This is a genomic window from Paenibacillus glucanolyticus NBRC 15330 (assembly GCF_004000885.1).
Classification (GTDB): domain Bacteria; phylum Bacillota; class Bacilli; order Paenibacillales; family Paenibacillaceae; genus Paenibacillus_AQ; species Paenibacillus_AQ glucanolyticus.
In genome coordinates, this window is the sequence record NZ_BIMC01000001.1 from 684,665 (window position 1) to 709,679 (window position 25,015).

The 25,015-nt window shown below is 49.1% G+C and carries 23 protein-coding genes; 3 read left to right on the plus strand and 20 right to left on the minus strand.

All coding sequences use genetic code 11. The features are described from left to right. Positions 1-21 precede the first annotated feature (21 nt). From PGL02S_RS02925 to PGL02S_RS02940, 4 genes are all read right to left on the minus strand, one after another. The gene (locus PGL02S_RS02925) at positions 22-1,497 is read right to left on the minus strand and encodes a PTS transporter subunit EIIC (protein WP_036642192.1); all 1,476 of its coding nucleotides are present in this window, start codon (positions 1,495-1,497) and stop codon (positions 22-24) included. Between the two features lie 406 nt (positions 1,498-1,903). Next, complete coding sequence (locus PGL02S_RS02930) at positions 1,904-2,401, minus strand: PTS sugar transporter subunit IIA (RefSeq protein ID WP_036642191.1); 498 nt, start codon at positions 2,399-2,401, stop codon at positions 1,904-1,906. 1 nt (position 2,402) lies between these two features. Beyond that, the gene (locus tag PGL02S_RS02935) at positions 2,403-3,290 is read right to left on the minus strand and encodes a PRD domain-containing protein (RefSeq protein ID WP_036642189.1); all 888 of its coding nucleotides are present in this window, start codon (positions 3,288-3,290) and stop codon (positions 2,403-2,405) included. Between the two features lie 276 nt (positions 3,291-3,566). Beyond that, positions 3,567-6,251, minus strand: coding sequence for a CHASE3 domain-containing protein (locus PGL02S_RS02940; RefSeq protein WP_036642186.1), 2,685 nt, complete (start codon positions 6,249-6,251; stop codon positions 3,567-3,569). Between the two features lie 180 nt (positions 6,252-6,431). Between PGL02S_RS02940 and PGL02S_RS02945 the strand changes: the two genes are divergently transcribed. Then, the gene (locus PGL02S_RS02945; protein WP_235187431.1) at positions 6,432-7,064 is read left to right on the plus strand and encodes a cupin domain-containing protein; all 633 of its coding nucleotides are present in this window, start codon (positions 6,432-6,434) and stop codon (positions 7,062-7,064) included. A gap of 84 nt (positions 7,065-7,148) precedes the next feature. Here the strand turns inward: PGL02S_RS02945 and PGL02S_RS02950 are convergent, their stop codons facing one another. Continuing rightward, positions 7,149-7,526 (minus strand): DivIVA domain-containing protein, encoded by a 378-nt coding sequence (locus PGL02S_RS02950; RefSeq protein ID WP_036642178.1) that lies wholly within the window; start codon positions 7,524-7,526, stop codon positions 7,149-7,151. Between the two features lie 235 nt (positions 7,527-7,761). Here PGL02S_RS02950 and PGL02S_RS02955 point away from each other — a divergent pair, with 235 nt between their 5' ends. Next, on the plus strand, positions 7,762-8,325 hold the full coding sequence (locus PGL02S_RS02955; protein ID WP_036642174.1) for a TraR/DksA C4-type zinc finger protein: 564 nt from the start codon (positions 7,762-7,764) through the stop codon (positions 8,323-8,325). Positions 8,326-8,390: 65 nt separating this feature from the next. Here the strand turns inward: PGL02S_RS02955 and PGL02S_RS02960 are convergent, their stop codons facing one another. From PGL02S_RS02960 to hrpB, 7 genes are all read right to left on the minus strand, one after another. Beyond that, positions 8,391-8,951, minus strand: coding sequence for a winged helix-turn-helix domain-containing protein (locus tag PGL02S_RS02960; protein WP_036642173.1), 561 nt, complete (start codon positions 8,949-8,951; stop codon positions 8,391-8,393). Positions 8,952-9,034: 83 nt separating this feature from the next. Further along, positions 9,035-10,309 (minus strand): MFS transporter, encoded by a 1,275-nt coding sequence (locus PGL02S_RS02965; protein WP_036642172.1) that lies wholly within the window; start codon positions 10,307-10,309, stop codon positions 9,035-9,037. 196 nt (positions 10,310-10,505) lie between these two features. Further along, positions 10,506-11,510, minus strand: coding sequence for a Gfo/Idh/MocA family protein (locus PGL02S_RS02970; protein WP_006211191.1), 1,005 nt, complete (start codon positions 11,508-11,510; stop codon positions 10,506-10,508). A 42-nt stretch (positions 11,511-11,552) separates the two neighbouring features. After that, a complete protein-coding gene (locus PGL02S_RS02975; protein ID WP_006211192.1) occupies positions 11,553-11,912 on the minus strand; it encodes a helix-turn-helix transcriptional regulator in 360 nt (119 codons plus the stop codon). A gap of 310 nt (positions 11,913-12,222) precedes the next feature. Continuing rightward, positions 12,223-13,410 (minus strand): acyltransferase, encoded by a 1,188-nt coding sequence (locus tag PGL02S_RS02980; RefSeq protein WP_036642170.1) that lies wholly within the window; start codon positions 13,408-13,410, stop codon positions 12,223-12,225. 183 nt (positions 13,411-13,593) lie between these two features. After that, positions 13,594-14,145 carry a general stress protein gene (locus PGL02S_RS02985; protein WP_006211194.1) on the minus strand — a complete coding sequence of 184 codons (552 nt, stop codon included), beginning with the start codon at positions 14,143-14,145 and terminating at the stop codon, positions 13,594-13,596. A gap of 81 nt (positions 14,146-14,226) precedes the next feature. Beyond that, positions 14,227-16,737 carry an ATP-dependent helicase HrpB gene (gene hrpB / locus PGL02S_RS02990; RefSeq protein ID WP_036642474.1) on the minus strand — a complete coding sequence of 837 codons (2,511 nt, stop codon included), beginning with the start codon at positions 16,735-16,737 and terminating at the stop codon, positions 14,227-14,229. A gap of 191 nt (positions 16,738-16,928) precedes the next feature. Here hrpB and gluQRS point away from each other — a divergent pair, with 191 nt between their 5' ends. Beyond that, positions 16,929-17,906 carry a tRNA glutamyl-Q(34) synthetase GluQRS gene (gluQRS, locus tag PGL02S_RS02995; protein ID WP_036642168.1) on the plus strand — a complete coding sequence of 326 codons (978 nt, stop codon included), beginning with the start codon at positions 16,929-16,931 and terminating at the stop codon, positions 17,904-17,906. A 60-nt stretch (positions 17,907-17,966) separates the two neighbouring features. Here the strand turns inward: gluQRS and PGL02S_RS03000 are convergent, their stop codons facing one another. The 8 genes from PGL02S_RS03000 to PGL02S_RS03035 form a co-directional block, all read right to left on the minus strand. Further along, positions 17,967-18,347 carry a DnaJ family domain-containing protein gene (locus PGL02S_RS03000; RefSeq protein WP_036642167.1) on the minus strand — a complete coding sequence of 127 codons (381 nt, stop codon included), beginning with the start codon at positions 18,345-18,347 and terminating at the stop codon, positions 17,967-17,969. A gap of 2 nt (positions 18,348-18,349) precedes the next feature. Then, positions 18,350-19,147 (minus strand): SDR family oxidoreductase, encoded by a 798-nt coding sequence (locus tag PGL02S_RS03005; RefSeq protein ID WP_036642472.1) that lies wholly within the window; start codon positions 19,145-19,147, stop codon positions 18,350-18,352. A gap of 185 nt (positions 19,148-19,332) precedes the next feature. Continuing rightward, entirely contained in the window at positions 19,333-20,172 is an 840-nt protein-coding gene (locus PGL02S_RS03010) for a PP2C family protein-serine/threonine phosphatase (protein ID WP_036642165.1), read from the minus strand. A gap of 4 nt (positions 20,173-20,176) precedes the next feature. Further along, positions 20,177-20,929 (minus strand): vWA domain-containing protein, encoded by a 753-nt coding sequence (locus tag PGL02S_RS03015; RefSeq protein ID WP_036642471.1) that lies wholly within the window; start codon positions 20,927-20,929, stop codon positions 20,177-20,179. Positions 20,930-20,972: 43 nt separating this feature from the next. Then, a complete protein-coding gene (locus PGL02S_RS03020; protein ID WP_036642163.1) occupies positions 20,973-23,069 on the minus strand; it encodes a protein kinase family protein in 2,097 nt (698 codons plus the stop codon). Positions 23,070-23,234: 165 nt separating this feature from the next. Then, the gene (locus tag PGL02S_RS03025; RefSeq protein ID WP_006211202.1) at positions 23,235-23,510 is read right to left on the minus strand and encodes a WXG100 family type VII secretion target; all 276 of its coding nucleotides are present in this window, start codon (positions 23,508-23,510) and stop codon (positions 23,235-23,237) included. A 157-nt stretch (positions 23,511-23,667) separates the two neighbouring features. Next, positions 23,668-24,180, minus strand: coding sequence for a WXG100 family type VII secretion target (locus PGL02S_RS03030; protein WP_036642160.1), 513 nt, complete (start codon positions 24,178-24,180; stop codon positions 23,668-23,670). A gap of 27 nt (positions 24,181-24,207) precedes the next feature. Further along, on the minus strand, positions 24,208-25,014 hold the full coding sequence (locus PGL02S_RS03035) for a hypothetical protein (protein ID WP_006211204.1): 807 nt from the start codon (positions 25,012-25,014) through the stop codon (positions 24,208-24,210). Position 25,015 lies beyond the last annotated feature (1 nt).

Genomic DNA, 25,015 nt, shown 5'->3' on the forward strand with positions numbered 1-25,015 from the left:
CTGCTTCTTTACCTTGTTGAATTATTTTTTCATGATATCCTTGATGTCGTCCTTAATGGATTCTGCCTGCGGTCCGAATACGATCTGAACCGCACCCTGACCCAGACGCATGACACCGGATGCGCCTAATTTTTTCAATTCCGAATCTTTAACGGCCTTCTCGTCCTTAACAACAAGGCGCAGGCGCGTGATACAAGCATCGATGCTGGTAATATTATCGGCACCGCCGATGTTTTGCAGGACCTTGGCCGCCTTGGACTCTTTGGATACTGCACTGGATGGAGACTGGCCATCGGTTCCAGCGTCCTCAGAGGACAGATCCAAATCGTCGTCATCCTCGCGTCCAGGTGTCTTCAAGTTCAGCTTGACGATCAGGATTCTGAACAACAGATAGTAAACTACACCGAAAGCCAATCCTACCGGAAGGAGAAGCCAAGCGTTAGTGGACAGCTTCAGATTCACCAGGTAGTCGATCAGACCCGCAGAGAACGTAAAGCCCAAATGTACATCCAGCATATACATGATCAGACCGGAAAGACCTGTCAAGAATGCATGCACCACATATAATAATGGAGCTATGAACATGAACGCGAATTCAAGCGGTTCGGTGATACCGGTCAGGAACGATGCCAGTGCTGAACCGATGAATATCGATCCGACTAACTTGCGTTTGGACGGCTTAGCAGTGTGCATAAAGGCCAGTGCCGCAGCCGGCATCGCAAACATCATGATTGGGAAGAATCCGGACATAAACATGCCAGCCGTGGGGTCTCCCGCAAAGAATCGCCACAGATCGCCGTGAACGACTTCGCCCGCTGCATTCGTGTAATCTCCGATCTGGAACCAGGCGATGGAGTTTAATACGTGGTGCAGGCCCAGAGGGATAAGCAAGCGGTTAGCCATACCGAAGATGAACGATCCAATACCTTCAAGACCAACAACCCAGTTCCCGAAAGCAGATATTCCATCTTGGACCGGGCTCCAAACCATACCGATCAGCACGGCAAGCACCATCGTGGAAGCTGCTGTGATAATCGGAACGAAGCGCTTACCCGCAAAGAAGCCCAACCAATCCGGCATTTTAATATTGTGGAATTTATTATATAAGTATGCGGACCACAGACCAACAAAGAAACCGCCAAGAACGCCCATATTCAACTTCACGTCATCTGGTATAAACGGCATTTGCAGCGGTACTTGTGCAAGAACTTTGGTAAGCACCATGTACCCGATAAGAGCGGATAGAGCCGCAACGGCGTCTCCAGCAAAACCAATTGCAACGCCAATCGCAAAGATGAACGGCAAATTGTCCAGAATCGCAAGGGCACCGGAGGTCATGAACGGAGTTACATATTGATTCAGAAAAGCTCCGAAAGCCCCTAAAGGTATATCTTTTTGATAGTCAATCAATCCAAGCCCCTGCAAGATACCTGCCGCAGGTAGTGTAGCCACGGGCAGCATAAGGGACTTACCCAGCTTTTGCAATTTAGCCAGCATGTCAATCATCCTTTCAACTTCAATAATTTAGCTTTCTACTGAAAACGTTTACATAATGCGTCGAATATATAACTATTTCGTCCCTCCATTCGGGTAGAAAAAGAATCCTCCTCCTCGTGGGTTTCTTGTATTCATCGAAGATTCTTCAAAAAGAGCGACGATGACTAGAGGTACGTTATCTTGTGATATAGAACTCGGTCTGCCCTGCTAAAACAATGTGCATTCTATATCAACAAAAAAAGCCAAGGAGGACGGTGACTAAATAAAAATAGTCATGGTCTTCCTTGGCTCATGCCCACAAACGCGGTAACACGCCGTTCTCTTATTCATTTCTGCTGTTATCTTAATTCAGGTGTTCCTGTTTTGTCAATATCCAATATTTCAATCCATGATTCATTATGTTGCACTACTTCAATTCAATGGTGAGAACATGATCTTGCCCGGATACAACATCGCCAATCTGCCCTTCGACCTTTGAAGCCACTTCATCCGCATTAGTCACAATGATCGGTGTAATCGTTGGATAACCCGCGGCCTTGATAGCGGCCATGTCGAACTCAATGAGAGTCTGACCCGATTTCACCTGATCTCCAGCTTGAACATGACTGGTAAAACCTTCGCCCTTAAGACCGACCGTATTAATCCCTATATGAAATAAATACTGAAGCTGCGTCGCGGGATCTTCCAGCATCACGGCATGCTTCGATTTAATGACATGAGCAACCGTACCGTCAAAAGGGGCTACTAATTTCCCCTCCGAAGGCTCGATAGCAATGCCTTGGCCCATATGCCCGGCAGCAAACGCCTCATCCGGCACTTGGGATAAGGGTACTGCTTTACCTGACAATGGAGCTGTGACTTGAATGGCTGTTGCTGTCTTTTTCTTTTTCCAACGATCGAACATATTATGATTCCTCCCTGGGTTGATTCTTCTGCTGTATTCGGCCTGTGAACAGCCGGTATAGATGCATGGCTAGAAAGCAGATTTCCGCTTCCGGTACTTTCTTGCCGAGTTCCTTCTCCATCATTGCCGCAAGACGAGCAGCCATACCGTACTCATAAGTGAACTTGGTACGAATCTGTTCTGCGAACGGATTATCCACGTGGATCTCCTGGTTCAGCATACGATCTACGGAGAATCTCAAATGCATGAGAAGGCGGACATAATCCATACTCCCCCGGTCGAAGATCGCCTGCCGCTCCTCTTCTATATATTTCACCAAACTTCCCACCACATTCGAAGCCTTCACCAGATGGCCTACCGGCACATGGCTGACAGCAGAATAAACATGATAGGTCAAGAAACCAATCTCGTCCTCCGGAACCTCGATGTGAAAGGTCTGGCCGATGATTTCCGCTGCTTTGGCTGCGATATCATATTCTTTCGGGAAGCTGATTCGGGTCTCTTCAAGGAAAGGGTTTATAATATCCATACCCTTACGGATTCTGTAGATCGTAAACTGGATATGGCTCGGCAAAGCCAAATAAACCTTGTCGTTTAATGTGCCCGGAAATTCCTGTCCTATGAGATTGAGTATCTGGTCTGTGATCTCCATCACCAGTGGATCGAACTCTTCCAGCAGATGATGAGCTTGACTCCACTGCTCCCGATCCTCGAGCCTGAACAGCTTCTCAATCCGCTCATCGTCCGAGGAGATCGTACCGCCTGTTTTTACTCCAAAGCCAATTCCTTTGCCGAGGATGACGTATTCCGATTCTTTTTTGCCGCCATTAACCATCACGACATTGTTACCAATAACACGCACAACTGTAAACAACTCGATCCCGCTCATTGACTTCCCCCTTTCCTTTAAGTTTAATCAGAGAACAGCCGAAGGATTCATGTCCGAAGATAAGCTCCAGGCAAATTCCCGCAAACATGAAAAAAGCCAAGAAAAGACCCCTTTGAAAGCTGTCTCTTCTTGGCTCATGCCCTGTTAGGTAACACGCCGTCTCTTGTTGGTGCTATAACCCCATCATAAAACAATTCGCTTGCATTCGTCAACATTTGACACTCGAAACTGGACATCCCAAGCGGGAATTCACACCAAGCCCATTAACGGAATTCGTTAATTCCCTACCCATTTCTGAAGAGCGACAATAACCTCGTGAATATGAACCGGCTTATGAATATAACCGTTGGCACCATCGGCAAGGAATTGATCCTTATCCCTCATGGCATTCGAACTCATCACGATAATGGGAAGGTTGGACCACTCCGAATTCTCTCGAATCCGTTTCATTGTTTCGATTCCGTCCATCTCGGGCATCACCAGATCCAACAAGACCGCATTGATGGAGGATTGTTTGTTGAGCACCTCCAGGCATTCATAACCATTTTGTGCTGTATGCACGGTCATCTGGAGTTTCTCCAGCGCATTGGTCAAACCATACACATTACGGATATCGTCGTCCACGATTAATACCGTTTTGTGTTCCAATTGGCTAAGCTCGTCCAGCTCATACTCCTCTATCCGTATATCACTCAAGCTCGTATGGCTTGCGGCAGCGGCCACCTCAGGCAGCACAAATAAGCTTTCGCTGCCGCCATACTCTGTTACGAGCGGCAAATACAAGACAAATAAACTTCCGCTTCCTTCCTCGCTCTCGACGGTAATATATCCGCCCAGCAGCTTGGCAAGATGCAGCGATATCGATAAACCGAGACCCGTTCCACCGAATCTTCTGGCAGTGGTTTCTTCCCCCTGCTGGAAGGCTTCAAAGATCGGTTGAAGATGCTCTGCCGCAATCCCGATACCGGTATCCTCCACTGAAAAAGCAATGACTTCTCCACTGATGATGAAATCCGAAGTGACAATCGAATTCATTTTCTTTACAGACAGTTTTACGCTGCCGCTCTCTGTGAACTTGATGGCATTCGAGAGCAGGTTGCGCAGAATTTGATGGAGCCTCATCCCATCGCTGTACATCATGTCGGGCAGATCTTCCGCCATCTCAATTTCAAACTCCAGATTTTTGGACTCTGCGCTCTTGGAGAAATACCCTTCCATCAATTCCGGCAGCTCTGTCAGATTTACCAGATCCATCTCGATTTGCATCTTACCGGCTTCTACTTTGGACAGATCCAGAATATCATTGATTAAATTCAGCAGCTCACTGCCTGAATTATGAATGACAGAAGCATAATGCTGCTCTTCCTCTGTCAGGTTGCCCTGCTTATTCTCCGATAAGATCTGGGACAGGATTAACATGCTGTTCAGCGGTGTCCGAAGTTCATGGGACATATTCGCCAGAAATTGAGACTTATACTTGGAGCTCTTCTCCAGCTCCTTCGCATAATTCTCCAGCTCACTGGCTGCTATTAACGCCGCTTCCTTCTGTGCTCCCAGACGTTCATTCAGAAGATGCATCTCAACCGAGTGGGCTTGAAGCTCCTCCGTCTGTGTCTGCAGTTCTTCCGTCTGACTCTGCAGCTCCTCATTCAAGGTCTGCGATTCGTGATATAACTGCTGGATCTCCATTTTACTTCGAATAGAGTTCAGCGTAACCCCTAGCTGTTGATTAAGTTGTTCGAGCAGCTGAATTTCCAGTTCATCAAAGGGTTTGAATTTGGCTAATTCAATTACGCCAAGGACCTGCCCCTCGAACATGACAGGTGCAAGCAGCAAGGTCGTAGGCTCAGCATCACCCAGACCCGATTCTATCCGTACATAGTTCGGCGGGATATCGTCCAGAATAATCATTCGCTGCTCCAGCATACATTGACCTACCAAACCTTCACCTGGCAGGAAACGGTCTCTGACCTTGTTCCAGGGCTCACCATCAGGGTCAGCAAAAGCCGCGGCCTTTACCAATTCTGAACCGTTTCGGTTAATAAAAACAGCTCCATACGGCAGCTTCATGATTAAAGCAAGCTTATGAATGAAAAATTGCACGGCCGTCTCCACGCGATCTGACGATTGAAGCAGAGTGGACATGATCGAAATATGATCCTTGGCCCAATTCTGTCTCCCCACCTGTGCCAGCAGCTCGTTGGTTGTATCAGCCAACTGCCTCACCTCATCGTTGGAGCGGACATGAATCCGTTGGGACATATTGCCGCCTTTAACGATATCAGAGATGATATCGGTTACTTGAGAGATCGGTCTTACAATGCTCTTGGAAATAATCAAAGCCGCACAGATCGTAATCAGAGCTGCTCCGGCCCACAACGCATACATCAGAGACAGCAATTGGGTGTTGCTATCCTTCATGTCGTCAATCCTGCTTGTTGTCAGCTCACGTTCTGTGTCTCGGAACGAGAGGAATAACTCGTGAATGGAGTTCATCGCTTGCTGCCCGGGATCGTTGATGAAGAAATGAAGAGCTTCCTCATCTTGTCCAAGCTGTTTCAATTGAACCGCAGGCTGACCCGCATTGGTAATCCATTCCTGGATATTTTCTTTGATATTCTCCAAATGATTCGCTTGCTCAGAACTTTCGCTTACCAGCTGGTACAGCTTGTTGTACTTAATTTGCCAGGAGGACAACGCTTGGTTGAACGGCTCCAGATAGGTCTCGTCACCCGTGATAACATACCCGCGTTGACCGGTTTCCATCTCCAGCAAATCCTTCTCGATTTCGTGCGTCAAATTATGTACTTCGATATCATGCTTCTCTATAAAATCCGCCTCTTGCTGCAGTGAAGAGATGCGGTCCGATACAATCCAGAGAAAAGCTCCAAGACATAACAGTATCAACAAATATCCGATTACAATCTTGCTGCGGATATTGATTTTCAGGTTGTTAGACAAATGGCTAACCTCCCTTGTTCTCTATCAGAATAGGTCTGCTCCTATCCTCATAGTAATTGTTATGAAAATGGTTTACAAGCAAAACCATTTTGCATGATCTCAATGCTACTTTAGTCGTAGGCAGTCAGATTTATAAAATCCAAGCATATAGTGTAGAGAACAACCCCTGTACAGCTTCTATTGACACGTTTAGAAAAGGAGGACCGCTCTTATGATGACCTCTACGGCGCTTACGGCGAAATTACATTGACCCGGCATGTATTCCATCCGAGGAGGCAGGCCGAACGTATAACCGGTCAAGGACACGCCCATGTGTCATCTCAGGAGCTGCCCCTGCTCAAAGGCATGTTCGTGTCAGAAATCCACCTAGGGCGCGGCAAGGTACTTTCCCCTCATGGTCATCCGGACACCGACGAATTATGCTATGTCATTAAGGGAGAAATCAGCTATTCCCTGGTTGATCCGTGCAGCCACCGGGTTCACGCATTACACGTTACACCGGGTCAGGTGGTACATGCTCCGGTTGGCTGGTGTCACTGGGTTACCTCACTCACCCCTGACACAATTTTGCTGTTCATGTATAACGCGGAGCATCCGCACCAGATGGATATTGCCCCGTTATGGTCTCATGCATTGCGTGAAGCAGACTCATTTCAAATCAATGGCGCCCACAAACAACCGCAAGCGGAGCCAATCCTCCCCTCTGTTCCAATACAAAAAAAGATGCAGACAGTCGTTCAAAAAAGCCCCCTCCCAGCTCCACCCTTAATCATGGCTTCGAACCACAGCAACAAAACCACACACAGCCGATGAGTCGGCCATGTGTGGTTTTGTTATAGGGACGCTTGTTATGTAATGATTCCGAGCGTGTAATTTATGCCTGCCTGTTGACTGCTTCTAGTCAATATAAAACCTTTGTTCAGGGCGAATTTGCTTCTTCAGCAGACGCAAATCAGCTTCGAGCTTTGCAACGGTTTCCTCAATCTCTTCCGGATTGAGCGCAGGACGTTCTGCTTCTGGCTTAACCCCGGCTCTAAGATCACGAATAATGATCTGCTGCTCCTGCCATTTATCCATAAGATCTGAGATGGTTGCGTAAAAACGCTCATAATCTTGAATGACTTCGTCCAGAAAGGAATCCACTTCCTCCTGATCATAACCCCGCAGCTTATTCGAAAAATTCTTTTCATGGATAGACAAAGCGTCCAGTTGAATGCCTAGTTGCCGAAAAAGCTTTTTCTGTTTATCCAATCGGCGTTTCATGTGTTCATCCATAATGATTTACCTCCAAATATTGGCGCAGCCCGTCTTTAAAGACTTCTCTCTCCATCTTTGTTTATATCATATTAAGCACATCGATTAAAACACTCCGGGGCTTTTTTGGAGAATGTTCCAAAAACGATAGGCCGCCATTCCCATAATAAATGTGATTGTTACCAACACATTTCGGGTATTGAAAATACATGGGCAGCTTTTAATGGAGCTAAGCTAGAGAGGAGCGACTTTTGATATGACTTCCATAACAAAACAACAATACCATGAACTTCGACAACGGTTGCTCAGCGATCAGGAACGATTAGAGCAGCAGCTCGAGTCCCATGAGGGAACCAACACGAACACTTCGCTTCGCGATTCAACGGGTGAGCTGAGCGCTGCCGATAACCATCCTGCCGACGTAGGAACAGAGGTCTTCGAACGCGGGCGGGACCTGGCCATTCAAGAAACACTCGCTGACGAGCTGGAGCAGATTCGATCTGCATTACAACGAATGGACCAGGGGCAATACGGTACTTGTGCGGAATGCGGACAGGAAATTCCCTATGAGCGGCTGGAAGCTATACCTTATACCGCCTACTGTGTCGAGCATTCTCCTAGACAGGATCTATCCGATAATCGACCGGTTGAAGAAGATGCTATAACTCCGCCACCCTCCGGATCAGGTGTCAACCGCCAACGAGAAGACGGAAGATTTGACGACGCCGGTGCATGGGAGGCTGTAGAAGACTATGGAACCTCCACATCGCCCGGCATGTCCACTCAGCCTGGACAAGATGACTATAAGAACAATGTATGAACCCGTTTAGCAAAATAGAAGGCAAAGCTGGTACCAAGCCCTTAGGTACCAGCTTTATTTCGGATTCAGGATTCTTCCTTATTCCGAATATTAGAAGCAAAGAACTCGTATTCGTGATATCCTTCGCCGCGTTTCTTTTTATACGGGGTCAGCATTTTGTCCAGTTCAACAAAGAACTCACGCGCCTCATCCTCACTCATATACAGCGAAGTATTGGTTAGCATGGACGTCGTTTCGTCATCTTTGCTCATGTTCTTGAAGAAGCGGTCCCTGTTCTGATCGAACAGTTCGGATAATAGTTTGTTCGTCTCCGACCGAATTAATTCCTTAATGACAGGCTCCTCGGAGTTTTCTCCGCGTTTGATCTTTACTGCGCCTGAAAAGGGTTCATAATATTTAGCGATGATACCATTGATCTCTTTCGTGGATACGATCTTAACGAGTCCGATTCTCTCCAATTTCTTCATATGATAATGAACTTTAGCCGGCACGTCACCGATCCTATCCGCTACTTCCTTCACCGTTGCCGCACGATCCATCCTGTTCAATACATTCAATATCTGGAGCCGATATGGATCTGAATATATTTTGATCTCTTCCAGTGTAGTGAGTTCCTTCGTTTCCACACCGTACACCTCAGCTTCACGTTAATTTTTCACTTCTTTTCATTATAGGCCGAGAGTGTCGAAATTACAAAACAGCCCAAAGTTTAGATGGCACGGAAACTTCTTTTTCGGATCAGAAACAGCACGGGCAGCATCATCATTAATCCCATCATCATAAAGAGCATCGGCGGCGATTGATGCTCTGCCACAAAGCCTGTGATTACACTGCCCACAGGGATTGCGGCCGTACATAACACCGCCATAAGGGCACTAATCCTGCCGAGCATATGCCTAGGCGTGACTTCCATCAGATAAGTGGATATCGGGGCATTCAGCATGGAAACCGCAAACCCTGTAATGAACATGCACACCGCAGCCGACTCAACCCGGAATGCAGGCAAATGCCCTGGAATCCCCAAAGCAAAGTAACCGATTCCGAGCAGTATCGAACCTGACATCATCAAGGTGCTCTTCTTGAAGCTCTTGCCGAAGCGCCCGATCCATAACCCGCTGCAGATCATGCCGATCAGCAGCGCGGTTCCGAGCACACTCAGTCCTCCCGCTCCCGCGCCCAAGGTTTCTCTGACATAAACCGGCTGCAATACATTTAGCGGTGCCAGACAGAAATTATTAATCATGGCGAGAACGGTTGTTATCAACAGCAGTGTATGCTGCTTAACAAACAGGAGAGCTTCTTTAATATCACCAAGGACTGTCTTCTTCTCTTCCACAGACTGTGTAGGAGTTATTCCTGCTTCAGCCGGGTCAGCAGCATCTGGATTTGGCATAAAACCGACAATGATGGCTGCAAGGATAAAGGTCACGGCATCAACCAGAATGGTACCCGAGATTCCAATCAGGGCGATGAGCGCTCCCGCAATGGATAAACCGATCAGTTCAGCGCTGCGGCTAATGGAAGTGGAGAATGAATTGCCTGTCAGCAGCTTCTCCTTCGGAAGCAGCCTGGGCACAATGGACGTCTCAGCGGGCCGCGAGAAACACTCGAGCGTTGAATTAATGAAGGTAAACACGAACAAATGCCATACTTCGAGTGAACCCAGTGCATATAAAATGGCGGTTATCGATACCATGACGCCACGGCTGAGGTAGGTCAGCATCAGGACCAACTTCTTCGGCCAGCGATCCACATAGGTCCCGGTAAATAAACTGAATAGCAACCCAGGCAAGAAGTTGAAAGCGAACAATGTACCCATTAGAAGCTCTGAGCCTGTAAGCATGTAAACCATCCAGCTGTATGCAATGGAATCCAGTGAATCTCCAAATCGGGTAATCGCCTGAGCTGACAAATAAATCATGTAGGGACGAATTTTCAGGAGCTGACCAAAGCCTTGCTTTTCCACAACAGCAGCATTTTGCATTTTCTTATCTCCTCTTCGTAAAATAAATAATTCTGCACGTTAAATTTTTTCGCTCGTTAAAATAATAGTTACGTTAAAATTATTTTATCGTTAAATTTATTTTAATGGTTTTGGAGGAAAATGCAATAGACAAAAAAAATAAACCGCCTGCTTCGGCGATTTATTACTCTGAAGGCCTATTTAGTTGGCTGCGGTTCTATTTGATCTCCACGCGCGATGAGGAACTGGCTGCACGGAGACAGGCTTCAATCGCTCGGATGTTGCTGATGGCGTCATCCGGGCCGTACGGTAAAGGAACGCCATCCATCACCGCTGCTGCCATTGCATCTGCCTGCAGAGCAAAGTGATTATAGATGCCTACCTTCTCTTCACGTGATCCCTTGGCGGTATGAACGAATATTTGAGACATATCCTCCATTCTCTCCCATCCGAAGGCAGAAGGCAGCTCAATCCTTCCCTCTGTACCCGCGATTTCGAGCGAGCATCTGGAATAGGTCCACATCCCGCAATCAAATGTCAGACCCAATCCATGATCGAATTCCATCATCCCGTGAACCATCATGTCTACACCGTCGTGCTCCTCCGAGAAAAAGGCATGGGCTGTCACGGCTTTAGGCTCCTGCCCGTAAATCATCCGGGCAGCGGATATGGGATAACACCCCACATCATATATCGAGCCTCCGCCCATATCCTTGCTGTATCGCACATTGTCTTTATCCTCTGCATTGTTGAAGGTAAAGGATCCATGGATTCCGCGGAGCTGCCCGATTTCACCGCTTTCGATGATTTCCCGCACACGCGCATGCTTGGGATGATACCTGTACATAAAGGCTTCCGCGAACAGCACGTTGTTGGCTTGAGCAACATCGGCCATTTCACGAACATCTTCCTCCGTCAGTGCTGCCGGTTTTTCACACAGAATATGCTTTCCGGCCTGTGCGGCTTTAATCGTCCAGGGTTTATGAAGGTGATTCGGTAGAGGAATATACACCGCATCAATGTCCGGATCATCCAGAAGCTCCTCATAGGAACCATAGTATTTATCAATATGATAGCGTTCCGCGAGCTCACTTGCTTTTTCGGCATTGCGGCTTGCGACCGCCCCGACTTCACAGCGTTCCGATTTCAATATGCCGGGTATCATGGAGTTTCTTGCAATTCGAGCAGTACTCATAATCCCAAAGCGCAGTTTTTTGCTCACGAGTTCATTCCTCCTTCGGCTATATTCCATACGAATGTGTATTCAATAATTATCGTTAACCGCTTTATGAAGTATCCCCAAACATCGATCCAAATCACTTTTAACTTGCTTTTTATAAAGCTTGGCTTTCTCAGCGCCGTCATCGGTAAAATGATAGAGTACGATTTCCTGAAAATCGACCCGCGGATCGTTCCCCTTCAGCTGCTTGGTACGGTATAGAACCCCCTCCTGCACCAACTCATGCAGAGCCCGGTAGATTTCGCTTTGCGGCGGTGAATACCCATGGCTCTTGAAGTCCTGACGCAGTTCTTCCAGCATTTGATATCCATATCCGCGCTGCTGCTCCACCATGGTAATGAGATAAACTTTGATAAATGCTCGCTGCGCAATCATAAATGCCATCTGGGCGCCTCCTTTTTCTCCAGAGCTATTTGTCCCCATACTTTCCTCATTATAACCCACAGTTTCCCAGTTTGCACAATAGGAGGCATCCTCTTCTTTTTAAACCAGGAAGGGGTGGATTGAAACGTGGAAGGCTGCTATGAGAGCTGAATGGAATAGGGAGTCTCAATGTAATTAACTATTGTGAATTTTTCATATGTTGAAATAACATAATTTATAATTTCTCACATGTTGTTGATTGGTTCGTTGATGCAAGGTTCGGCAGGCGGCGTTCCATAAAAAAACCACCCCTCAGGGTGGTTTCTAGCATTCACATGCCCGTTGTTGATGAATGAGACGGACTGGATGGCTGCAGGGTTCGATTTTTTCTTTTTCCGGTCATTCCGACCAGCCACTTGCCGAACGGCAGCATAGCCAGCAGGCGTGTTGCCCCATAGGCCGCAGCCGCACTGATGAGCCACGAAGAAAGGATCCGAATCAGAGTAGGCATGCTGATCAGCCATGATTCGTCAACCACATAGCTTATACGCAGCGTCAACAGATGCATCAGATAAGCTCCATAGGAATACAGTCCGACGGAGGTCAGGAGCGAATTCACCCTCGCCCCTCCCTGACGGCAGATCCAGCCGGTCACATCGTACATGACCAATATGGAACTGATCAGGAATACCGACATCATCGGCCGCAGCAGAGACAGCGAATAGAATGTGATCGCTCCATTCTCCGCGGAACGGATTTCATTCACTGCCTGGATGAGCATCCATCCAAACAGGAACAGAAAGATCAGCCATATTCCCGTGCGTGCCTTCTGGATCCATTTTTTCCAAGATGTATGGTACAATCCCGCCGCTGCCCCCAGCGCAAAATAAAAGAAATAATATAGTGCATTTCGATCCGCATAGGTCGTAAACAGCTCACTCCACACGGGAATGTCCAAGCTTCCCATCCATCGGCCGATATCGCTGATAACCCCTGTTAAGCCCACATACAGCAACCCGGACAAGAGCAGTATAATCAGCTGGGTTCTCCATCCCCATCGCTCCTTGATTCCCAATATGGCGGAACGGAACAAAGGATACAGCAGATAAAATTGAAACAGCATAATGATATACCAAAAATGCGAGCTGGATTTTCCGGTTAACAGTACTCCCCCAAGATATTTCCAATCCTCTGCCTGGGTAGGGTTGAACCTATTATTGATCAGCAATGTGATCAGTGTCCATACAGCAAACGGAATGTAGATATCACCAAAGCGCCTCTGTATGAACCGGCCATAATGCAATGAACCTTTATCATTATAAAACAGCACCATGCCTGTTATAAAAATAAAGACAGGTACTGCGAACTTGGTCACCATAAGCAGAACCGCCATCAAAATCCCATCTCCGGTGGTAATACCCGGTTCCACGGTATAATGCGCTATGGAGTGCTGCAAGACTACGGCCAGAAAAGCAATCCCTCGCAGTCGTTCCACTTCCGGTATTCTTTCTCTGGACATACCGCTCCCCCTTCACGCTGTCTTTCGTTCATCCTAACACACCTCATTGTAAGGGAGACTAACCCCGATCGGGTAATCCAAATTCTTACTGATCCAGATGGTTTAAGCAACAGACAGCTGCCTGTATTCATATGTATCATAACAAAACCCGGCTCCTCGCGGAACCGGGTTCGGGTTAACCTTTTACAGTAAATACGTTCCTCGCGGCGGCAGCTTGTCGTCCCGATTCTGATCAACGGCCCCATACTGGTCCTCATTCCTGTAATCGTAGTCGCGGAATATATCGTAAATGCCTGTGTTCTCTTCGTCAGCATCCACGAGTACCAATATTCGTCCTTGCTCTACATAGGATTCATATTCTTTGGCCTCATCCTCCGGTATGCCAAGACCGATGAAACCGCCGACGAGCCCTCCGGCCCCTGCACCCACCGCTGCTCCTGTAAGCGTAGCGGCAATAGGTCCTGCAGCAAGAATGGGACCGATGCCGGGAATCGCCAAGGCTCCAAGACCTGCCAGCAAACCAGCGGTTCCACCCAGAATGCCGCCCGTTGCTGCACCAGCCGCCACCCCTTCAGGTGCCATCGTTCCTGTCTGTTCAGCAATCAGTTCAGCTTCGCGTTTATCCTTCGCTATAATGGATATGGCATCATTCGGAACCCCGTGACGCTGCAGCTGCTCAATGGCCTGAGCCGCTTCTTGCTCCGAACGGAATACACCCACAACTTTCTTCTCCATGTTAAACCCTCCTTCATCGGTGGTTGTTCATATCTAACATTACCCGAGGGTACGAGGATTTAAACCTGGAGCCTTGCTTTGTTAAGCCCTGGGTCTGGTCCGATGGGTCGCGGTTGCTTCCAGTGGATCATCCGGCCAATAATGTTTAGGATATCTTCCTTTCAAATCCTTTTTGACCTCAAAATATCCGTTCTGCCAAAAGCTTGACAGGTCTGAGGTCACCTGGACCGGTCTTTGGGCGGGAGACAGCAGATGCAAGGTCAGCGCCACCTTGCCTCCGGCAATGCGCGGTGTATCCTGTAGACCAAACATCTCCTGAAGGCGAACGGCCAGAAATGGCTGTTCGGGGTCACTGTAATTGACCGGGATCATGGAACCGCTGGGTACCCTGATATGGGTCGGTGCTTCTTTGTTCAGCGACTGCTTCTGCTCCCAGCTGAGCATATGCTCCAAGAGAGTTCCCGGTGCAAGCCGCTTGATATCATTTCGATTCCGCAGCCCATCCAGATAAGGCAGCAACCACTCATCCGCACGATCCATCAGGCCCTCATCCGACACATCCGGCCATGAACCATCCGGCTCATGCCGAAACATGAACGCCATTCGTTCCCTAAGCTGCAGCGCGGCCTTGCTCCACTGAAATAATCCAATCCCCTCCTGCTGAACGCCCTGCAATAATGCCAGCGCCGTTTCTTCTCCTGTCGGATTCGGATAGGCTTGCTCCTTAATGACCATGGCTCCCAGCTTCAGCTTCTGTCTTGCCCTGATGCTTCCTGATACCGCATCCCATATAACTTCCTTATGGCTTTCCATCTCGTTGCGGTAATACTTATCCAGAAAGCGCTCATCCAGTTCCGCGGCAAGCTGTATGTTCCCATCCGCGCCTTGATCATCAACGGCAGCCACTACCACATACCGGGCTCGGCTCAGGGGCTGTATTGCAGGGAATTTCACTCCCCTTCCACTGCGCATCAGGAACCCGCTTCCTCCCCGGTTCTTAGCAATCCGGTCAGGGTAAGCAAACGACAGCAGAAGCCCGCACAGGTCAAGGTCCCCCCTTGTTGAATACGCGATATCCAGCTGTGCGTGGAGTTTCTTAATTTCCTGTCTCATTCGCTGTATAACAGCTTCCTCGCTCCTGTCTTGTGAATGGTATGACTGCGAGCCCTGCTCATAAGAGAGAATTCGTTCAACACGTGAGCGCAAATCCTGATCCCGTATCACTTCATTTCGGCGCATTATATCCCGTTCCTGAAGCAGAACGGCTATCCGAATGGCCAGTGATGCTTCGTCCATTTCTTGTGCCCTCAGAAGCATATGAGCCAGTCTCGGATGAAGTCCAAGCCTGGCCATATCGTGCCCGTGCCCGGTTATACTGCCCGAATCATCCAGAGCCGACAGCTCCTTCAGCAAAGTTTGGCCTTGGGTGTAAGCGATCTGAGGGGGTGCATCGAGCCATGCAAGCTGCTTCGGATCACGAGTACCCCACGCTGCCAATTCCAGAGCAAGCGGTGCCAGATCCGATTCGCAAATAGCCGGCGTGGTGTGCTCTTGCAGGTGGCGGTGTTCCTCCTCGCTCCACATGCGATAGCATGCGCCCGCGGATACCCGCCCTGCTCTCCCTCTTCGCTGATCCGCGGAGGCTTTGGACAGTCGTCTCGTAATCAATTGCGGCAGTCCCGTTCGCGGAGAGAATATCTCCGTCCGCATATATCCGCTGTCCACCACCGTTTTGATCCCTTCAATCGTAATGCTGCTCTCGGCAATACTTGTGGACAACACGATTTTGCGTCTTCCGGTCGCATCAAGTTGGATGGCTGCATCCTGCTTCTCAACCGGAAGCGAACTATACAGCTCACGTATGACCACATCATGGCCTAGACCCGTTCTTACTAATTCATCAGCCGTTCGCCTGATCTCACGAGCACCTGGCAAAAACACCAGGATATCACCTTGCTGTTCAGCCAATGCACGATGAATAACCATCGCCGTGCCTCTATGTATCTCGTCCAAGCCGGAGGAGCGCAAATAGTGCGTGGATACGGGAAAAGCCCGCCCCTCACTAATGATAACCGGCGCGCTGCCAAGGAGCTCCGCAACCGATTCAGCTTCAAGCGTTGCCGACATGATGAGCAATCTTAAATCTTCGCGCAGCGCTCCCTGTGATTCCAGCGCAAACGCCAAGCCGGTATCGGCCTGCAAACTGCGTTCATGAAATTCATCAAAAATGACCATGCCGATGCCGCTTAACTCCGGATCGTCCTGCAGCATGCGGGTCATGACACCCTCCGTCACGACTTCAATCAGGGTATCCTTTCCGATTCGGCTATCCATCCGAACCCGATACCCGATCGTCTCGCCTACACTCTCTCCCAGCGAGGATGCCATATAACTCGCGGCGGAGCGCGCAGCAATCCTCCTGGGCTCCAGCATAATGATTCGCTGTCCCTTAAGCCAAGGTTCATTCATAAAGGCCAAAGGCACTTGCGTGGTCTTGCCTGCTCCCGGCTCCGCGATCAGAACGGCAGCCGTTCCTGTAGATAAAGCCATTTTCAATTGTGGCAGCACTTGGTGAATGGGAAGTTCAGTCATGGATACATCTCCGTTATCCTCTTCATATAATTCCTTAATTATATAAGACACCTCCACTACGTCAAGTGAACCCTTGGCGAGAACAGAGGCTGCTGGCAAGAAACGATGTAAATACGCTACAATATGTGAATAACGTTCATCGTCAGATTCTGGGTAATCTATCAGATCCATTTCGTCAGAAGGTGATATATATGGAGCAGCACACCCCCATTCGCGGCCGCTTCGCGCCGACGCCATCCGGAAAAATGCATATTGGCAATGCATTGACCGCCTTGCTCGGCTGGCTGCAAATGAGAAGTATGAACGGACAATATATTCTTCGCATCGAGGATATTGATACACAGCGTTCCCGCCAGGAGCTTGCGGTTGAAATCCTGAGGGATCTGGAATGGCTCGGTTTGGATTGGGATGAAGGCCCGGGCCGTGTCGGCGACTACGGGCCTTACCATCAGGCGGCACGCCAGGCATTATACGAGAGGGAAATTACGAAGCTGCAGCACAATCTTCTGCTGTATCCCTGCTATTGCAGCAGGGCAGATATTTCGGCTGCATCCCGAGCACCGCATGGCATTGCTTCGGAAGGCCTCCGCTACCCCGGGACTTGCAGATATTTATCTGAGGAAGAAGCCACTATCAGGAAGCTGCGCAAAAAGCCTTCGCTGCGAATGAAGGTCCCGCAGCAGCGAATATCTTTTATCGATGGCATCGCCGGGGCACAGTCGTATCTGTTATCCGATGGAGGCGATTTCGTTGTACGCAGGGCAGATGATATGATCTCTTATCAGCTTGCAGTTGTCGTGGATGACGCGCTGATGGGCATTACTCATGTGCTGCGAGGAGCTGACCTTCTGGATTCCACCCCCCGGCAGCTTCTGTTATACCAAGCGCTGGGTTATGAGCCTCCACAGTTCGCCCACACCCCTCTGATGGTCGATGCCGAGGGCAGAAGGCTGGCTAAACGAAACCGCGGATTAAGCCTCTCTTTTTTACGCGGACAAGGCGTTAAGCCGGAACGGGTTATTGGGTGGTTAGCCTGGACCGCCGGTCTGCTGGAAAAGCCGGAACCTGTTACTCCTGCAGACTTGATCTCGTTGTTCGACCTGTCAAAAATACCGTCTTCCCCGATAAAAATATCGGATAAAACAAGGCAGCAGTTATTCGAAACATAAAAAACAATCAGCGCCTGTGCTTTCGTTCTTGTGATAAGAAGAAAGGCTGGCGCTGATCTGTTATTCCTCACGGGTTAAACGGTCTCTGACTTGGGTTTCATACTGCGCAAAAGCGCTGTTGCCGCTAAGCCTGCGCTGTTCCATGAGCAGCTGCAGTCTTAACTGCCTTTCATTCAGCTTGCGTCGAAGCTGGTCCTGTTCACCCTCGTTCTGGGCAGCTCCGAGCAGATCGTACAGCTGAACACATTCCTTGCGCAGCGTCACTTCTTCGGGCACATAACCTGCATTCTTCATGATTCGATAGGACATTCTCATATCTTCGGGTAGGTGCGACAGATCGTCAATGGGCAGCTTCTTGCCGGCAAACGGCAGATTATCCAGCTCTCCGTTACGAACCGCTTCTTCGATCTTCTGCTCCGCCAATCTGGAAAAAATGCTCATATCTACAGAAGCGATTCCGCTCCATCAATGAATATTTGCGCCCCTGTAATATGCTTTGATTGATCCGAAGCCAAAAACGCCACCAAATCCGCAACCTCCTCCGGTTTACCAGGTCCATCCGACAGCGGCTGGCTTCCCTCCGGGTATTCAACCGGAATCACGATCTCCTCCAGATCCCCTTGTTTCTTCGTGCTTTGATCAATGTTGGTCGATATGGCGCCAGGACAGATTACATTTACCCTGATCTTGAATTGGGCCAGCTCCAATGCAGCCATCTTCGCAAAAGCCACCTGTCCTGCCTTGGTTGTGCTGTAGGCACTCATTCCAAAGTTGGAGAAGGTTCGTGTCCCATTTACGGAGCTGGTGATGATGATGCTGCCCTGTCCCCGCTTCTTGAGGTGTGGAATCGCATATTTGACCGTCAAAAACGTACCGTTCAAATTCACGCTGAGCGTCTTGGTCCATTCTTCCAGCTTCATGTCATCGATAGGAGTCATCACGCCGTTGATGCCTGCATTGGCAAAAACAATATCGATTCCGCCAAAAATCTCTACGGTTTCCAGAATAGCCTTCTCCACTCGGTCAGGATCTGTTGTATCCACATCGAAGGCTCTGGCAGATCCTGCCCGCAACTGATTGATTTCCGCTTCCGCTTTGTTCGTACGGTCATCGAGCAGATCGAACAGCGCCACATTTGCGCCTTCCTTTGCCAACAAGACTGCCGCAGCCTTGCCTATACCAGAACCTGCACCCGTGATGATGGCGGTTTTTCCTTGAAAACGTCCAAATCCTTCATTCATCATAAACACGCTCCTTTTTCTTCGTAATCCGTATACATTCATCTGTCACAAGATTACCCAAAAGTGCCTGTTTTATAATCATGTTTTTCAATTTAGCCGCAGCATCATGGCCATCAACGAAAAAAAACCGGCCCCCGAAAGGTCCGGGTCCGGTTAATCGTTAACATTGTGTTGCATCCATATAACTACCACATGAATTCCAAGAAGGAAGCGTCATCTTCCAAACCATCCGTATGAAGGGCATTCATCAGCACCTGAACCTGTTCATCCGGAATATGCTCCATCACAGCATCCAGGTCATTCAAGCCATCACTGTATAGCTGCAGGCGATATTCACTCTCATGATCCAGTCTGCTGCTATACACATGCGGCTTGCCTCCTACTGGACCGATGCGGGATGACCAGCGTTCCGCCGTACGAAAATGGTCTCCGAATAGAGAGGTCAATTCCCTCTGCTTATGCCATAAGCGCACACGAGAATCGCCCTGCCAGGCCAGCCATAGCCTTCCTTTGCGGCGAAAGCGCGTGGGAAGCTCGATACGCCCGCAAATATACATCGCTTCGCTTCCCATGCGCTGTTTCTCTTCCAGAACCTCGCGAAGCAGCTTAGGTGTAGCGGAATCTACTGAAAGATCGCGCAGCTCCCGATCCGCTTCGTGCGAAAGCTCCTTCAGCTTGCGTTCCAGCGATGCGGAGGAGAGCTCCTCCTGATTCTCCAGCCATTCCATAAGCCCCTGACCCAGCAGGCGCGAGGCTACATCCCCACGGTAGCTCAGTCCGACGCCGTCACACAGCACAAATCGGCACACATCTTCGTTCAGTGAAAATGCCAGGAAATCCTGTCCCTTCTCGGACAGCTTCACCGATTCGGCCGCCCTACCATAAGCATAACGACATGTAAATAGATCACGAATCCTCGTAAGCGGCTCTTCCCCGGTCTGTTTACTCTCGTAATAATACGTGGATGTCGGAGACTTCTTCCGCGCTCCCCAAGAATCCATGCTTCCAGCATATGATCGCTTCATATTCTTACCTCACCGGCGTGGCTGCCGACATCTGGAATCCGATGGATACCAGCTCCGAGCATGTGCCCGGAAGCATCATCAGGGCGCCGGGACTTAGCTGATAATCAGCTTCGAGCAGCATTTCACGATAGCTTTCAGGAAGAAGCGAGGACATCATTTTAAGTTTTCGCGCGTGCTCATCCTCCAATGATGTGTCCGTCAAGATTCCCTTCCAGCGACGAGGTTCAGTGATCGGCTGGTTCATCAGATGATCGGATATAAATATATTCTCGACAAGCACGTTCCCATCCGGAACGCTCATGCTCATAATCCGGCGGGCAATCGGTTCTGGATCGTCTCCTGTCGACACCCCATCTGTCATATGGCACACAAGCGGTGCAGGACAATCCTGCATATTCGGAATTTCCGATTGCAGAATTTTCTCTGCCTGAAGAAAGGCTTTAGCCGAATCAGAGAACCTCTTTGGCGTCAAATCAGGCAGTGAACCAATTGCCGCAATCTCGTCAATGCCCTTAATTCCGTTCAACAAATCATACACATCATCGCTATAGGCAAGTATGGCAATCCGGTACCGTGGTGTTAACCGGTTACCCTTGGTCGAACGGAATACCATTTGCCGAATGGCCAGGGATAATGCTTCGTAAACCACGTCGATCCGCCTGCGGTCCTCCATCAGCATATTCATAGACGCGCTGATATCAATCAAATATATGATGAGCGCTGGCGTGCGCTGTGAAGCCTGTATGGTATAGTTCATCGTGAATAACATTCACCCCTGCATTTCGTTATGTTTACTTCTTTTACAGTTTTGGTATCCAGTGACTGTCGTCACTAATGAATTTTTGCAAATTGTTGCGGCGACTGCTCATTTTGCCAACGGTCTTATAATAGGACTGATCCTTGTTATATAAATTAATAAATTCATGAGCAGCGTTCCTGGCCCGGTCTTTGTTGCCGGCTACCTGTGCATTGTATGCCTTATTGTATAAGGCAACCAGTTCCACAACGTTCTGGGAACGCTGCTTCTGGAGCTGGGCTGCCTGCGCTTGCTGAGCCGCCCTGGCTTGTGCCTTGCGATTTGCCTCGGCCTCGGCTGCTGCCTGAGCCGCCGCCTTGGCAGCTGCTTCATCCTGCGCGGCCTTCTTCTTGTTCTCTTCCTGCTGCGCTAGATAAGCCTCGTATTTGGCCTGGTTATCGTATTTTTCTTGCAGCTCTTGTTTCTTCTTCTTCTCTTCTACGGATGCCAGGTAAGCATCATACTTCGCCTGCCTATCATACTTGGCTTGAAGATCGGCTTTTTCCTGCTCTTTACGAGCCTGCTCAGCTTCCGCCGCCTTCTTGGCTTCCTCTTCCTTCAAGCGCCCCGCTTCCGCGATTTTTGCTTCTTCTTCCTTCTTGGCCGCTTCTTCCTGCTGCCTCCGTGCTTCTTCCTCCTGCTTGCGAATGGCTTCTTGCTCCTGCTGCGCCTGCTGCTCGGCTAAACGCACCGCATCCATTTGCCTGCTCTCTGCCTTCTCAGCCAAAATCTGATTGACCGTAATCGCCGAACCAGCCAATATGACAAGTGCAGCCGCACTTGAGATCATAAATTTACGAGATAATAACAGGGCTTTGAATCCTTTGTTCGATGTGTCTTCGACCGGCCGAAGCTGCTCCTCCAGCCCCTGAATCGCAGCGGCGAGCTCCACCTCAAGCGGACTGTCCTTCTTCACAAAATGATACGCGGAACGGAATATTTCCAGTGCACCTGATAAATTACCCGCCTTCTCCAGGTCACGGGCTTGATGGAACAACCGTCCAACCACATTATCATTAACTTCTCTTGTACCCGGCTCGATTCCTAGCGATGCCATAACCTCTGCAGGCACTTCCTTCGAACGTTCTGGAGCGGCTTCTCCCTCATCAGGAGCATTAGCTGCTGCAGCAATGGCTGATGCGGCCGGAACCTCTTTCACCACTTCTTCCTCGTTCAAGGTAGACAACGCAATGAGCCACTCGCCGAATGTCGGACAACTGCTCAAATCCTGACTGTCCCATGCTCTGCCGAACAAGTCCGAAATCCGTGCACCCCAACGCTGACCCAGCGATTTTTTCAGCAGAAAATATCGTTCGCAAGGTGTCTGCATTTCATGCTGGTCAAAATAGCTCTCGCCCCATGCCCGATTCACGATGGCCGAATCGCTCCAGCCCAGCATTTCCGCAATGATGACAGCCCCTGCAAAACGGTCAGCATATGCACTCCATAGCCCACTGTGCACCGTCCGATGAGCTGCATAACCTGGCGAGCCAGCCAGCAAAACATCGGGGCGGTCCATTTTGGGACTGTACATCTGCTCGACATCAACAAGCTCAACGGCGGCTGTGCCCTCCGGCAGCTTCACTTCCGAAAAAAACGGAAGCATGACATTCGGCGCAGACAGATCGCAATGCGCTAATCCACGCTGCTCCATGCTCGAACCAATAGCTGCCAATGCCTTGGCCAGCATCAGACTTTCAGAACGTCCCAGATTCCGCTGATCACTGATAACGTCAAACCAAGTGCAGCCATGAATCCATGGCATAATGACCGCGTACAGCAAATCCGGATATTCCGCTATCAAATCTCCGTTTCTTTCGGGAGTGAGCACCTCTCGGCTGCTTACTTGCAATCCCGGAATCTCGCGATAACTGCCCATATGCTCGGATTGATAAACCATAGCCGGAATTCTGAATTTCGGAAAAAACACTTTAAGCGCTTTGGCCTCATGCAGCTTCCCATCAACAGGAATCAGCTGGTAGACAATGCCTTGCCTTCCTGCCTGTGCATAAGCTACGCCAGGTGCTGCGGGATGTTGTCCTACTGTATAAGCCCTTCCATTTACAACAATCCCATCGCCCGGGTTTGGCTGAAATGTCATGAACATCACCCTCTCTATAACTCCATTACCAACCTATATGCTCGATTAAACGGCAAGCCGTAAATTTCAGTCAAAACAAGCTGGATTGCAAGAAAACCGGGTTATCTACCACCCGGTTTATTCTGCCTATTAAACTATTATAATGCAAATGCGGCCGAATGAATATTAACGGGATTCATCAGCCATACGGAATTTCTGAGCGATCGCTTTCAGCTCGTTGCTGATGCTGTCAAGGGTTTGTACGAAGGAGTTCATCAAGCGGCTTGCCTCCTGGAATTCCTGGAAAAAGCGCTGCTTCGTCATACCGTCCCATTGACCTTCCATTCCGTTGATCGATTGAGTCAAGCTGTTGACGATCTGCTGACTTTGATCACCGCTCTGTTTAAATTGGTTCGCTACTTGCTCCACTTGTTCTGGCGTTATTAAAATACGTCCTGCCATTTATGTAACCTCCTTGAAATTCAATTTCTGATGACACTTGACATCTTAGCCCAATAGACTTGGTTTATCAAAATGTCCTCAGACCTAATTTCAAGTTACCCTACACGTCCCAATTTGAAACTTTTACCATCTTGATTTTTCCAAAGAAGCAGGGAAATCAGTTAGCAATTCCAAACGAAGAAGGATCCGTAAAGGTCCAACCCTGACCGGACAAAGCCGCTTGTTTAGCCGAGTTTCCGTTATCCCCACTTGTCATGCCAACGGCAGCCGCTACGGAACTCGGATTCGAAATAACAGTAGAGGAGTTTCCATAATCCGGCAATATCGATAAACGTCCATCCATTCCGGAGGCAGCAAACAGAGCTGTTGGCGATACGGTATTTACGATCGCATGCTCCAAAATGGTATGGTACTGATGATCCGTTTCTTGAAATTGATCGGCTTTACTTTGAAGATGCTTGCCCAGCTGAGCAAGAAGAGCTCCCAGATGCTCTCCTAAACTTCGGGCATACTGCCACTCATCGATAACCGCCGCTTTGAGAGACGTCTCCCAGACGAGTGAATTCATTGCTTGGTTGAGCGTTCTCGTTATCGCCAAATATTCATCGCCACTATGCTGCAGCTGACGGCTTAACGTCCGGAGTGACTCCGGCTCGACAGAAATACGCATTGGTCCTCACCTTTCATACAGGCTCTGTTACTGTTTCAGCCACATGAGAAGCATATGACGAAACTGCTCTTTGGTCGCTGGTGCTGCGGTTAGCCAGTCCTGGTCTCCCTCCAGGCTCATACGCAGCAGCCAATTCATGGACTCGTTCACTATAAAAGCTGCATTCTGACTTTCCCAGCTGTTTCCGTTCCAAATCGACAGCTGGAGTTCCCCAGAAGATACCTTGTTCTTCATACATTTCGCGAGCGCAATGGAACCCTCGGCATCATCTGTCAGTCTCGCTAAACGATCACTGATATCATCGCTTTTCTGTTCGGAGGCAGAGGTATAAATATCTCCGAACTCCTTTCGGCTGAGCAATAAAGCCGGGATATCCCCCCAGTTCTGATCGCTTAGCGCCAGATCCTCCACCAGATGATTGCAGGTTTGTTCGATTGTTCCGAGTTCACTAAGCATGTAACGCCGGTTATCCTCACCGCTCCTGCATACTTGTATAACTCGTTCGTCCGTTACATGTATATATCCTTCAAACGACGAACCCTGATTTTCATACTTTAACCAGCACGCACGCTCCGCAAGTCCGGCAATCGCCACTCGTGAGAAGACATCAGGTGGAATCGACAATTCCCCGCCTTCCTCTTGAATCAAATATTGCTTGCTTAGGAGCGATTGTTTGGCTTTTTCCCATTCAACCGCGATTTCTTCGGTTAAGTATCCTACAAAAGGATCTTCTACACCAAGTAATCGGTCCGATCCGATAATTCCAGCCAAGAAGAAAAATTCCTTATCGTTCAGTGTGATCGTTTCTTGTTTGGAAGCATGAATTGTCAACATT

What these genes read in the sequence shown, in the direction of transcription:
- PGL02S_RS02925 (WP_036642192.1), bottom strand. Translation starts at nt 1,497, where the DNA reads ATGCTGGCTAAATTGCAAAAGCTGGGTAAGTCCCTTATGCTGCCCGTG.
- PGL02S_RS02930 (WP_036642191.1), bottom strand. Translation starts at nt 2,401, where the DNA reads ATGTTCGATCGTTGGAAAAAGAAAAAGACAGCAACAGCCATTCAAGTC.
- PGL02S_RS02935 (WP_036642189.1), bottom strand. Translation starts at nt 3,290, where the DNA reads ATGAGCGGGATCGAGTTGTTTACAGTTGTGCGTGTTATTGGTAACAAT.
- PGL02S_RS02950 (WP_036642178.1), bottom strand. Translation starts at nt 7,526, where the DNA reads ATGGATGAACACATGAAACGCCGATTGGATAAACAGAAAAAGCTTTTT.
- PGL02S_RS02955 (WP_036642174.1), top strand. Translation starts at nt 7,762, where the DNA reads ATGACTTCCATAACAAAACAACAATACCATGAACTTCGACAACGGTTG.
- PGL02S_RS02965 (WP_036642172.1), bottom strand. Translation starts at nt 10,309, where the DNA reads ATGCAAAATGCTGCTGTTGTGGAAAAGCAAGGCTTTGGTCAGCTCCTG.
- PGL02S_RS02975 (WP_006211192.1), bottom strand. Translation starts at nt 11,912, where the DNA reads ATGGCATTTATGATTGCGCAGCGAGCATTTATCAAAGTTTATCTCATT.
- PGL02S_RS02980 (WP_036642170.1), bottom strand. Translation starts at nt 13,410, where the DNA reads ATGTCCAGAGAAAGAATACCGGAAGTGGAACGACTGCGAGGGATTGCT.
- PGL02S_RS02985 (WP_006211194.1), bottom strand. Translation starts at nt 14,145, where the DNA reads ATGGAGAAGAAAGTTGTGGGTGTATTCCGTTCGGAGCAAGAAGCGGCT.
- hrpB (WP_036642474.1), bottom strand. Translation starts at nt 16,737, where the DNA reads ATGACTGAACTTCCCATTCACCAAGTGCTGCCACAATTGAAAATGGCT.
- gluQRS (WP_036642168.1), top strand. Translation starts at nt 16,929, where the DNA reads ATGGAGCAGCACACCCCCATTCGCGGCCGCTTCGCGCCGACGCCATCC.
- PGL02S_RS03000 (WP_036642167.1), bottom strand. Translation starts at nt 18,347, where the DNA reads ATGAGCATTTTTTCCAGATTGGCGGAGCAGAAGATCGAAGAAGCGGTT.
- PGL02S_RS03005 (WP_036642472.1), bottom strand. Translation starts at nt 19,147, where the DNA reads ATGAATGAAGGATTTGGACGTTTTCAAGGAAAAACCGCCATCATCACG.
- PGL02S_RS03010 (WP_036642165.1), bottom strand. Translation starts at nt 20,172, where the DNA reads ATGAAGCGATCATATGCTGGAAGCATGGATTCTTGGGGAGCGCGGAAG.
- PGL02S_RS03015 (WP_036642471.1), bottom strand. Translation starts at nt 20,929, where the DNA reads ATGAACTATACCATACAGGCTTCACAGCGCACGCCAGCGCTCATCATA.
- PGL02S_RS03020 (WP_036642163.1), bottom strand. Translation starts at nt 23,069, where the DNA reads ATGACATTTCAGCCAAACCCGGGCGATGGGATTGTTGTAAATGGAAGG.
- PGL02S_RS03025 (WP_006211202.1), bottom strand. Translation starts at nt 23,510, where the DNA reads ATGGCAGGACGTATTTTAATAACGCCAGAACAAGTGGAGCAAGTAGCG.
- PGL02S_RS03030 (WP_036642160.1), bottom strand. Translation starts at nt 24,180, where the DNA reads ATGCGTATTTCTGTCGAGCCGGAGTCACTCCGGACGTTAAGCCGTCAG.
- PGL02S_RS03035 (WP_006211204.1), bottom strand. Translation starts at nt 25,014, where the DNA reads ATGTTGACAATTCATGCTTCCAAACAAGAAACGATCACACTGAACGAT.